Genomic DNA, 10,295 nt, shown 5'->3' on the forward strand with positions numbered 1-10,295 from the left:
GGAAAAATCCGGGTAGGGTCCGGCCGCCGGGCGGCGGGCGCCGTCCGTAGGAGCCTGCAAAGATGTCGATCGCCGCCAAGGCCGCCGCCCAGACCCCCGCCGGGGTGCCCAACGATCTCGAGCCCTACTGGATGCCGTTCACGGCCAACCGCGCTTTCAAGAAGGCACCGCGGCTGGTGGTGCGGGCCAAGGACATGCGCGTCTACACGGCGGACGGGCGGGCCCTGATCGATGCCATCGCGGGGATGTGGTGCTGCAATGCCGGCCACAACCGCGACCCGATCGTTGCCGCGATCCAGCGCCAGGCGGCCGAGCTCGACTATGTCACGGCCTTCCAGCACGCCCATCCGGCCGCCTTCGAGCTGGCGGGCCGCATCGCCCAGCTCGCGCCGGGCGATCTCGACCACGTCTTCTTCTGCAACTCGGGCTCGGAGGCGGTCGACACCGCGCTCAAGATCGCGCTGGCGTACCAGAACATTTCCGGGCAGGGCGCCCGCACGCGGCTGATCGGCCGCGAGCGCGGCTATCACGGCGTCGGCTTCGGCGGCATCTCGGTCGGCGGCATCGTGCCCAACCGAAAGCTGTTCGGCACGCTTTTGGCCGGCGTCGACCATCTGCCGACCACGTACAATCGCGAGCAGCAGGCCTTCACCAAGGGCGAGCCGGAGTGGGGCGCCCATCTCGCCGATGAGCTGGAGCGCATCGTCGGCCTGCACGACGCCTCCACGATCGCGGCCGTCATTGTAGAGCCGATGGCGGGCTCGACCGGCGTGCTGCCGGCGCCCAAGGGCTATCTGAAGCGGCTCCGCGAAATCTGCGACAAATACGGCCTCTTGTTGATCTTCGACGAGGTGATCACCGGGTTCGGCCGGCTCGGCCCGTGCTTTGCGGCGGAACGCTACGGCGTCGAGCCCGACATGATCACGTTCGCGAAAGGCGTCACGTCCGGCACCGTGCCGATGGGCGGCGTGCTGGTCCGCAAGGGCATCTACGACACATTCATGCGCGGGCCCGAGCATGTGGCCGAGCTTTTTCACGGCTACACCTACTCGGCCCACCCGCTCGCCTGCGCGGCCGGCTTGGCGACGCTCGACCTCTATCGCGACGAGAAGCTGTTCGAGCGCAGCGCCGCGCTGGAGCAGAAATTCGCCGATGCCGTGATGAGCCTGAAGGGCCTGCCCAACGTGCTCGACATCCGCACCGTCGGCCTCGCGGCCGGCATCGACCTGGCGCCGAGCCCGGACGGGCCGGGCAAGCGCGGCTACGCCGCCATGGACGAGGGCTTCTTCCGACAGGACGCCATCGTCCGAATCTCGGGCGACACCATCGCGCTGTCGCCGTCGCTGATCGTCACCGAGACCGAGATCGGCGAGATCGTCGACAAGACGGCGCGCATCATCAAGGCGGTGGCATGAGGCTCCTTTTCCGTCATTCCGGAAGCCGAGCGAAGCTCGGCTGTCCGGAATCCATAACCCCTGTCTGTGAGTATGGATTCCGGGCTCGCGCCTGCGGCGCGCCCCGGAATGACGGGAAAGCGATGCGTAGCTCGTCGCGGAGCCTCCCATGACCTCGCGCCGTTTCGGCCTGGTGCCGCTCGTCGACTTCGCCCGGCGCGAGCCGTTCGACGTGCTGATCATCGTGCTGGTCGTGCATGTCTTCGTCTGGACCATGATGCCGGCTCTGCTCAACGCCAACCTGCAGCTCGACCTCGCCGAGGATCTGGCGCTCGGCAAGGAGTGGCAGCTCGTCTATTGGAAGCATCCGCCGCTGCCGTGGTGGATCGCCGCCGGCCTCTATCAGCTCACCGGCGACGTGCGGATCGTCTATCTGCTCGGGCCGCTGTCGGCGGCCGTGGCGATGTGGGCCGTCTGGCGGCTCGGCAAGGACATCGTCGGCGGATTTCCCGCCTTGCTCGCGGTGCTCGCCCTCGAAGGGCTGCACTTCTTCAATTTCTCGGTCGTCAAGTTCGCGCACGACCAGTGCCAGCTTCCATTCTGGGCGCTGACCGCGTTGTTCTTCCACCGCGCGCTGACCCGCGAGCAGGCTCGCCTGCGCGTGCTCGACTGGGCGCTGGCCGGCGCGTTTCTGGCGCTGTCCTTCTGGTCCAAATACGCCGCCTTCGCGCTCGCCGCGACGCTCGGCCTCTTTCTTCTCGTCGACCGCGACGCGCGAAAAGCGTGGCGCACGCCGGGGCCCTACGTGATGGCGATCGCTTTTGTCCTCGTCATCGCGCCCAATGCCTGGGCGCTGGTGCAGAGCGACTTCTTGCCGTTCCGCTATGTCGACGCGCGCGCCAAGACGGCCGTGCACTGGTGGCAGTACGTCTGGTTTCCGCTGCAATGGAGCTTTGGGCAGCTCTTCTTCCTGCTGCCGACGCTCGGCCTCGTGGCACTGCTCTATCCGGCGCCGTGGCGGATCACGACGGCGCCGCTGACGATCGGCGAGGTCGAGCCCAACGTGATCCGCTCCGGGGCGTTCGACCGGCGCTATCTCGCCTGGCTGGCGATCGGGCCGTTCCTGGTGACGACCCTGGTGGCGCTGCCGCTCGGCCGGCTGCCGGTCGCCATGTGGGGCTATCCCTTGTGGAGCGTGCTGCCGCTCGCCATCGTGGCGTGGCGCGACCAGCCGTTCGAGCCGGTGCGGCTGTGGCGCTTCGCCGCCGCCGTCATCGCCGTCATGGTGATCATGCCGCTCGCCTATGTGGCGGTCGAGGAGGTCGAGCCGATGCTGCGCGACCGGCCCAAGGCGACCCAGTTCCCCGGCCGCCGCCTCGCCGACATCGTCTCACGTGATTTCTTCGAGAAGACCGGGCGGCCGCTCACCTATGTGGCCGGCACCGAGTTTGCCGCCAACAATGTCGCCGTCTATGGACCGACGCGTCCGCACGTCATCGTCCACGGCGACCCCAGGCTCAGCCCGTGGATCGACATGGACGACGTGACGAAGCGCGGCGTGCTGATCGTCTGGGAGGAGCAGGGCGCGGCGCTGGCCGAGGAGTGGATGAAGACGTTCCCGGGCGCGACGGTGCGGGGCCGCGTGATGCTGCCGCGCCAGGCCGGCGGCAAGGTCGCGCCGGTGCGCCTGCAATACGCCATCGTGCCGCCCGCCGGGGCGCCGCTGATCATCCTGCCGCCTGTGGCGGTGCCGCCTGCGGCGGTGCCGCCTGCGGCGGTGCCGCCGTCGTGACGCAGGACGTCGGACCGGCGCGCTATGATGCGCCGGTTCGGGCTTCTGTCTGTTTCGGTCGGCCCGAAGGCATGCCATAAGCGTCGGCCGGTCCGGTGTTCGGATCGCGACCGAGGGCCCCCCGATCCATGCCGAAGCGCGTGCTCGTCGACACGTTCTGTACAGCGAGCCCCGAAGGCACCGGGATCGCGTCGTTTGCGCGGGTCCTCACCCGGACCGTCCACGCGCTGGACCACACCGTGACGCTGCTCACCGGCGGGCGGCAGCGGCGTCGGCATGGCGGCTCGGCCAAGAAGCCCATGCCGCCCCGCGCCGTGCTCGCCTTCGATCATCCGGGCAGTGAGAAATCGAGCGTCGGCACCATGACCCGCGAAGGCGTGCCGTGGTGGGTCAGGAACCCGATCTTCTCGGCCCGTACCCTGGCGATGAAGCTCGGCTACTCGGTCGGCGGCACGACCCCGGTCAAGATCGACGACACCGACGTGGTCGAGATGAAGGTCATGCGCGACCGACTCGGGCATTTCGACGAGCTCGTCAACGTCAACGACGTGTTCCGCGCGTCGATGCGCTACTTCGACGCCACCGGCCGGATGCTGGAGGTGACGCCGCCGGAGCCGGTCGCGGTCGCGCATTTCACCTGGAACCTGCCGATCCGGGTCCGCGGGGCGAAGAACATCTACACGATCCACGACCTCATCCCGCTGCGGCTGCCCTACTACACGCTGGAGAACAAGGATCTGTACTTCCGGCTGGTGAAGCATTGCGTCGACACGGCCGACGTGATCGCCACCGACTCGGAATCGTCGCGCCGCGACATCGTGACCATCCTGGGCGCCGACGAGTCGCGCGTCGTCAACACCGGGCTCGCCACCGACATTCCGGACGCCGTGCTGGCCCGTCCGCCGGCGACGACCGAGGCGCTGCTGCAGACCTTCCTCGGTCTAGGCCTGCGCGGCTATTTCCTGATGGTCGGCTCGATCGAGCCGCGCAAGAACACGGCTCGGGCCATCGAAGCGCACATCGCCAGCGCCAGCCCGTATCCGCTGGTGATCTGCGGGCCGCGCGGCGCACTGTCCGCCGAGGAGCTGCGGCACGGCCACGTCCTTCATCACATCGGCAACCCGGTGCCGGACGGGCGGGCCAATCTGCAGCCGCGGGTCATGGTTCTCGACTACGTGCCGCGCGACATGCTGCTGACCCTGATCCAGGGGGCGCGGGCCCTGGTCTTCCCGTCGCTGTACGAGGGCTTCGGGCTTCCGGCCCTGGAGGCGATGGCGCTCGGCACGCCGGTCATCGCCTCGCAGACCAGCGCCTTGCCCGAGGTGTGCGGGGATGCCGCCGTCTATATCGACCCGTACGATGGCGCATCGCTGTGCGAGGCCGTCCGCACGGTCTCGCGCTGGCGCGAGGACGAGATCGCGGCCGCCGGCCATGCGGGCCGGGCGCAGGCCGAGCGGTTTTCAGCCGCGCGTTATCGGGCCAAGGTTGCGGCGCTGTACGGGAGCCTCGGCTGCGCCTGAGGCGCCGGGTTTCTGTCGCGGGAGACGATGCGGGCCGGCGCCTCGCTGTCGCACCGACGAGGTGAGGTCGAACGTCATGTCGTTCCCGCATCATGACCCATACTGGTCGGAGACGGCGGCCTTCGTCGGCGCGCATGCGCGACCCGGCGAGCGCATCCTGGCGCCGGATATCTTCTGGTGGCAGTTCGACCGGATCTACCGGTATGCCGACACGCGCCTGCACCCCGACGCGCGCTACGACTGGGCGGTCGTCCACAAGGGCGAGCTCGCGCAGATCGCCCCGGCCGTGCTGGCTCGCATCACCCACGAGTCCATCCCGCTGTTCGCCAACGCCGTGTTCGTCGTGTTCGGACCGGCCGGGCGGACGGCCGCGCTCGACCGGGAGTCCGTGCATCTGCGGGCGCTCGCCGAGCGCCTCGCCGCGCTCGACGCCGCGCCGCCGGCGGCCGATCCGCTGCCGTCCGAGAGCGGCCAGATCGTCAAGTTCGAGACCCTCGACGACGTGCAGTTCCGCGACGCCATGAACGCGTTCTGGCGCGCCGGGGGCTACCGCTACGACACGCGGCGCGACAAGGCCTATTACGAGGAGATCGACGAGCTGATCGCCACCCGGGTCGGCGACGGGGCGGGCGACACCGTGCTCGACGTCGCCTGCGGGTCCGGCCGGCTCGCCGGCATCCTGACGGCGGCCGAGCGGGTGGTCGGCGTCGACGTCTCCGACGCCGCCGTCGAGATCGCGCGCGAGCGGCATCGCGACCAGCCGCGGTTCACGTTCGCCGCCATGGACGCGCATCGCCTCGATTTTCCGGACGGGGCCTTCGACACCGTGTTGTTCGTCGACGCCATCGAGCATGTGCGCGATGCGGCCCACGTCCTCGCCGAGATCGGCCGGGTGACCCGGCCGGGCGGCCGGTTGTTCCTCACCGTCGCCAACACCGGCAGCCTCAATCAGGTGATGGCCCGCAAGCTCGGCTATCCGGAGTTCAAGACCAACTACCAGCACATCGCCGAGTTCTCGCTGCCGCAGACGACGGCGCTCCTGAGCGCCGCCGGCTTCGAGCCGGAGCACGCCGACGGCATCCTGCTGTTTCCCTACTGGGGTCTTCCCGGCATCGACGAGCACGTGCGCACGATCACGGACGAGGATCCGGAGGTGGTCGAGATTCTGCGCGTGCTTGGTCGGCGCGCCGGTCCCGAATATGCTTATGCGTTCGCCATGCTGGCGCGAAAGGTCGATTCGCCGCGGTGACGTCGGCTCCGGCGCGGCGTCGCGCCGCCGCTGTCCGATGAGGGGCCGATGCTGCGCCGTGCTGTCGTGATCCTGCTGCTCGGTCTCGCCGTCGGCGCGGCGTGGTGGTTCCTCTACGGCCGCGGTCGCGACGTGACCGTGGTGAATCCGGCGCGCGGCACCGCGGCCGAGATCGTCTACGCGACCGGGGCCGTGGAGCCGGTGCGCTGGTCGAAGGTGACCAGCCTGATCCGCGGCCGGATCATCGAGCTGTGCCGGTGCGAGGGCAAGACGGTCGCCAAGGGTGACGTGCTGGTTCGGCTCGACGACCGCGAGCTGCGCGCCCAGCTCGACGAGCTGAAGGCGCGCGAGGATTTTCTCCGCCGCGAGATGTCGCGCGTCACCGAGCTGGTCGGCCGCGGCATCGCCTCGACCCAGGCCTACGAGCGCGCCTCCTCGGATCACCGCCAGATCCAGGCCCTGATCGCGGTGCAGTCGGAGAAGCTCGCCAACTACGCCATCGCGGCGCCGATGGACGGCGTCGTGCTGCGGCGCGACGGCGAGATCGGCGAGATCGCCGAGGCCGGCACGGTGCTGTTCCGGGTCGGCGTGCCGAAGCCGCTGTGGGTGGTCGCCGAGGTCAACGAGGAGGATATCCCGCGGGTCGCGGTCGGCCAGCTCGTGCTGTTCCGCACCGACGCGTTTCCGCGTCAGCGGCTCGAGGGCAAGGTCGACGAGATCACGCCGATGGGCGACCCGGTGGCAAAGACCTACCGCATCCGCGTCGCCCTGCCGGACGACACGCCGCTCAAGCCCGGCATGAGCGTCGAGGCCAACGTGGTGGTGCGCGAGAAGCCAGGCGCCCTGCTGGTGCCGGCCGACGCCGTGCTGGACAGCGCCGTGTTCCTGGTCGACGGCGATCGGGTCCGCCGGCAGGCCATCGAGACCGGCATCCGCGGCACCCGCGGCGTCGAGATCCTGTCCGGGGTCGGGGAGGGGCAGGCCGTGGTGTCGCCGCTGCCGTCCGATCCGCTGCACGACGGCGACCGGGTGCGGCCGACGCCGCGCAAGCCATGAATATCTTTTCCGCTCGTCCCCGCGAAAGCGCTACGGCATGCACGGATCTCGCCCCATGCACAGAACCCGTCATGCGCTGGCTTGACCCGCGCATCCATCCAGAACGCAAAAAAGTGTTTGTTCGTAGAATGTTGGATCGCCGGGTCAAGCCCGGCGATGACGCCGATGACGATGAGATTCGCCGCGCGTCACGACTGGGCCTGTTCGGTACAGCAATGGGCATCGGCCGGGGAGTCGACGTATGAGTCTCGTGCTCGATGTCGCGCTCACCCATGTGCGGGCGCGAGCCCGCCAGACCCTGGTGGCGGTCGCCGGCGTCGCCACCGGGGTCGGCTTCTCGATCATGATGGCGGCGCTGCTGCAGGGCTCGCAGCAGGACTTCGTCCGCCAGCTCGTCAACGCCATGCCGCATGTCGCGGTCTCCGACGAGCGCCGCGCCCCGCCGCCGCAGCCGGCCGAGCAGTTCTACGACGCCGCCCGCATCGACGGGCTCAAGCCGGAGGCGCGCCGGCGCGGCATCAAGAACCCGCTGGCCACGATGGCGTCCATCGAGTCGTGGGCGCCGGGGGCGATCGCGCCCTCGGTCAAGGTCCAGGGCATCCTGCGCTACAGCTCGCGCGACGTCGCCACGTCCATCGTCGGCATCGAGCCGCGGCGCGAGGCGGCGGTCTCCGAATTGCCCAAGCAGATCCGCCAGGGCTCGCTCGCGGCGCTCTACAGCACCACCAACGCCATCATCCTGGGCGACCGGCTGGCCGAGAAGATCGGCGCCCGGCCCGGCTCCAAGATCACGGTGCAGACCAGCGACGGCATCCGCCTCACCGCCCAGGTGGTCGGCCTGTTCCATGCCGGCGTCCGCTCGGTCGACGAAACGACCGCCTATGTGCTGGTCAAGACCGGGCAGATCCTCGCCGGCCAGACGGGCCTCGTGAACGAGCTGCGGCTGCGGCTCGCCGATGCGCTGGCGGCGCCCGGCACGGCGGCCCGCATCGAGCGCGAGACCGGCTACAAGTCGGTCGCCTGGCAGGAGGCGAGCGAGGATCTGCTCAACGCCTTCGTCATCCGCAACATCATCATGTACACGGTGGTCGGCGCCATCCTGCTGGTGGCGAGCTTCGGCACCTACAACATCATCTCGACCATCACGCACGAGAAGGCGCGCGACATCGCCATCATGAAGTCGCTCGGCCTGCCGGAGCGCACGGTGCGTCGCATCTTCGTGCTGGAGGCCGGCATCATCGGGTGCTTCGGCGCAGTGCTCGGCTTCGCGCTCGGCTTCGGCCTGTGCGTTGCGCTCGGCTCCGTCGAGATCCGGAATCCGTTCACCGACGTCACCCACATTCCGATCGCCTGGTCGCCGCTGCACTACGCCATGGCGGCCGGTGTCGCCGTGGTGTCCTCGCTGGTCGCCGGCTTCCTGCCGGCGCGGCGCGCCGCGCGGCTGCATCCGGTCGAGATCATCCGGGGGGCGACATGAGCGCGACCGACGGCGCCCCGTCGACCGGAACGCCCCTGATCGCGGCGCGCGGCGTCACCCGCATCCTGCCCGGCATCGTGCCGACCACACTGGTGCACGACGTCGATCTCGCGATCGGCGAGAACGAGCTGGTCGCCATCACGGGCCCGTCGGGCTCGGGAAAATCGTCGCTGCTCTATCTGCTAGGCCTGCTCGATCTGCCGACCGCCGGCGAGGTCTTGATTCGCGGCCGTGCCACGGCCGGCATGAGCGAGGAGGAGCGGGCGCATACGCGGCTCGCAACGCTCGGCTTCGTCTTCCAGTTCCACTTTTTGCTGCCCGAGTTCACGGTGCTCGACAACGTCACCTTGCCGATGCGGGCGCTCGATGCGCTCTCGCCGAAGGCGATGCGCGAGCGCGGCCTCGATCTGCTCGGCTCCCTCGGCCTCGGCGATCACACGGCCAAGCGGCCCGACCAGCTCTCCGGCGGCCAGCGCCAGCGCGTCGCCGTCGCCCGCGCGCTCGCCAACGATCCGCCGCTGGTGCTCGCCGACGAGCCGACCGGCTCGCTCGATTCGCAGGCGAGCGAGCAGGTGTTCGAGATTCTCCGCGATCTGGTCCGCACCGGCGGCAAGACCGTGGTCGCGGTCACCCACGACCTCGACATCGCGCGACGGATGGACCGCCGCATCGCCCTGATGGACGGCGCCGTGGTCGGTGACGAGCGGGTGGTGGTCGCCCCGCGTCGGAACATGATCATTCCGGGGCGCACCGAAGGTGCGAACCCGGAATCCAGTCCCGGATGAGGAGCGTGCGGCTGGATTCCGGGTCCGCGCGCTGAGGCGCGCGTCCCGGAATGACCGTGGAGAGCTTCTATTTCTTACGCCGCCTTGGCGCCGAAGCCGGCCGCCTCGATGGCTTCGACCAGCGCGGCCGGGGTGGCCGAGGTGGTGGCGTCGACCCGGCCGCTGCCGAGGTCGATCGTGACATTGGCCTGCGGGTCCTGCGCCTTGATGATGCGCTCGACCGCCTTGACGCAGCCGTCGCAGGTCATGCCCGTGACATTCAGTGTGACCATGGTGGTGTCGGCCTTTCCGCTTCGAGACGTACCGGTTAGCTGGGCCCCGGGGGCCGGATCGGCAAGGCGCCGAAGGCGCATGACGGATTTCCACCGCCCTGGCCGCGCGGCGCTTGCACCCCCTGCCGGGGTTGTCGACAGTGGGGGGCGGAACGGCGAATCACCTTGATATCCCGCAACCTCGCCGTTCCCGGAGCTGCGCATGGCCCGCCTCGGTGCGATCTTCGTCGGCCTCTGCATGGCGCTGATCGCCGGCTCCGTCGGCGCGTTGATGTACCTCTACCTCGGCACCAGCGGCGCCGAGTCGGCCGTGGTCGCCCTGGTCGCCTTCACGGGGCTCGCCGTCTACAACGCCGCCTCCTTGCGCCAGCGCGAGCGGACCGATGCGAGCGGCCCGATCGCCGACCTGTCCCGCGGCACCGCCGATCTCGCCCGCCAGGTGATCGATCTCGGCCGCCGGGTGGCCACCATGGAGAGCCGGCTGGACGGCGTGCTCGACCGGGTGGGCGAGGCGGCCAAGCCGCTGTCCGACGAGATCAGCGAGCTCGGAACCCTGCTGACCCATCTGGCCGAGACGGTCACGACCCACGACACGCTGCTGCGCTCGGGCGCCCCGGGCAGTCCCTATACGGCCCCGCGCCAGGGGGATTCGCCCGCGGCTGCACCGGTCACGGCGTCGCCGGCCGTCGCCCCGACGGTTCCGGCCGCTGTCCCGGCTCCGGTCGCGTCGTCTGTCGCCGCGGCGCCGGC

At 69.8% G+C, this 10,295-nt stretch carries 9 protein-coding genes and 1 pseudogene; 9 read left to right on the top strand and 1 reads right to left on the bottom strand.

Annotation, left to right across the window (positions count from 1 at the left end; genetic code table 11):
- Positions 1–62 precede the first annotated feature (62 nt).
- The 8 genes from HXX10_RS23615 (at position 63) to HXX10_RS23650 (ending at position 9,273) form a co-directional block, all read left to right on the top strand.
- Entirely contained in the window at positions 63–1,415 is a 1,353-nt protein-coding gene (locus HXX10_RS23615) for an aspartate aminotransferase family protein (protein ID WP_296525719.1), read from the top strand.
- A 148-nt stretch (positions 1,416–1,563) separates the two neighbouring features.
- Positions 1,564–3,186, top strand: a complete 1,623-nt coding sequence (locus HXX10_RS23620) for a glycosyltransferase family 39 protein (protein WP_296525720.1) — start codon at positions 1,564–1,566, stop codon at positions 3,184–3,186.
- A gap of 128 nt (positions 3,187–3,314) precedes the next feature.
- Positions 3,315–4,706, top strand: coding sequence for a glycosyltransferase family 1 protein (locus tag HXX10_RS23625; RefSeq protein ID WP_296525721.1), 1,392 nt, complete (start codon positions 3,315–3,317; stop codon positions 4,704–4,706).
- A 76-nt stretch (positions 4,707–4,782) separates the two neighbouring features.
- On the top strand, positions 4,783–5,955 hold the full coding sequence (locus HXX10_RS23630; RefSeq protein ID WP_296525722.1) for a class I SAM-dependent methyltransferase: 1,173 nt from the start codon (positions 4,783–4,785) through the stop codon (positions 5,953–5,955).
- Positions 5,956–6,003: 48 nt separating this feature from the next.
- Complete coding sequence (locus HXX10_RS23635) at positions 6,004–7,011, top strand: efflux RND transporter periplasmic adaptor subunit (RefSeq protein WP_296525723.1); 1,008 nt, start codon at positions 6,004–6,006, stop codon at positions 7,009–7,011.
- Positions 7,012–7,082: 71 nt separating this feature from the next.
- A complete protein-coding gene (locus HXX10_RS23640; RefSeq protein ID WP_296525724.1) occupies positions 7,083–7,256 on the top strand; it encodes a hypothetical protein in 174 nt (57 codons plus the stop codon).
- Positions 7,253–8,488 carry an ABC transporter permease gene (locus HXX10_RS23645; protein ID WP_296525725.1) on the top strand — a complete coding sequence of 412 codons (1,236 nt, stop codon included), beginning with the start codon at positions 7,253–7,255 and terminating at the stop codon, positions 8,486–8,488. Before HXX10_RS23640 ends, HXX10_RS23645 begins: the two co-directional genes overlap by 4 nt.
- Complete coding sequence (locus tag HXX10_RS23650) at positions 8,485–9,273, top strand: ABC transporter ATP-binding protein (RefSeq protein WP_296525726.1); 789 nt, start codon at positions 8,485–8,487, stop codon at positions 9,271–9,273. The genes HXX10_RS23645 and HXX10_RS23650 overlap by 4 nt, the downstream gene beginning before the upstream one ends.
- Positions 9,274–9,347: 74 nt before the next feature.
- Here HXX10_RS23650 and HXX10_RS23655 read toward each other — a convergent pair whose 3' ends face one another.
- Positions 9,348–9,545: a heavy-metal-associated domain-containing protein gene (locus tag HXX10_RS23655; RefSeq protein WP_296525727.1), complete on the bottom strand. Its 198-nt coding sequence runs from the start codon at positions 9,543–9,545 to the stop codon at positions 9,348–9,350.
- Positions 9,546–9,747: 202 nt separating this feature from the next.
- On the opposite strand from HXX10_RS23655, the pseudogene HXX10_RS23660 reads away from it, so the two are divergent.
- A pseudogene (locus tag HXX10_RS23660) lies at positions 9,748–10,295 on the top strand (EAL domain-containing protein); the annotation flags it as partial.

The organism is Rhodoplanes sp., from assembly GCF_013377085.1.
Taxonomy (GTDB): domain Bacteria; phylum Pseudomonadota; class Alphaproteobacteria; order Rhizobiales; family Xanthobacteraceae; genus Rhodoplanes.

Excerpts from the sequence above, each read along its gene's own strand:
- HXX10_RS23615 (WP_296525719.1), top strand. The coding sequence starts at position 63 with ATGTCGATCGCCGCCAAGGCCGCCGCCCAGACCCCCGCCGGGGTGCCC.
- HXX10_RS23625 (WP_296525721.1), top strand. The coding sequence starts at position 3,315 with ATGCCGAAGCGCGTGCTCGTCGACACGTTCTGTACAGCGAGCCCCGAA.
- HXX10_RS23655 (WP_296525727.1), bottom strand. The coding sequence starts at position 9,545 with ATGGTCACACTGAATGTCACGGGCATGACCTGCGACGGCTGCGTCAAG.
- HXX10_RS23645 (WP_296525725.1), top strand. The coding sequence starts at position 7,253 with ATGAGTCTCGTGCTCGATGTCGCGCTCACCCATGTGCGGGCGCGAGCC.
- HXX10_RS23635 (WP_296525723.1), top strand. The coding sequence starts at position 6,004 with ATGCTGCGCCGTGCTGTCGTGATCCTGCTGCTCGGTCTCGCCGTCGGC.
- HXX10_RS23630 (WP_296525722.1), top strand. The coding sequence starts at position 4,783 with ATGTCGTTCCCGCATCATGACCCATACTGGTCGGAGACGGCGGCCTTC.
- HXX10_RS23640 (WP_296525724.1), top strand. The coding sequence starts at position 7,083 with ATGCGCTGGCTTGACCCGCGCATCCATCCAGAACGCAAAAAAGTGTTT.
- HXX10_RS23650 (WP_296525726.1), top strand. The coding sequence starts at position 8,485 with ATGAGCGCGACCGACGGCGCCCCGTCGACCGGAACGCCCCTGATCGCG.
- HXX10_RS23620 (WP_296525720.1), top strand. The coding sequence starts at position 1,564 with ATGACCTCGCGCCGTTTCGGCCTGGTGCCGCTCGTCGACTTCGCCCGG.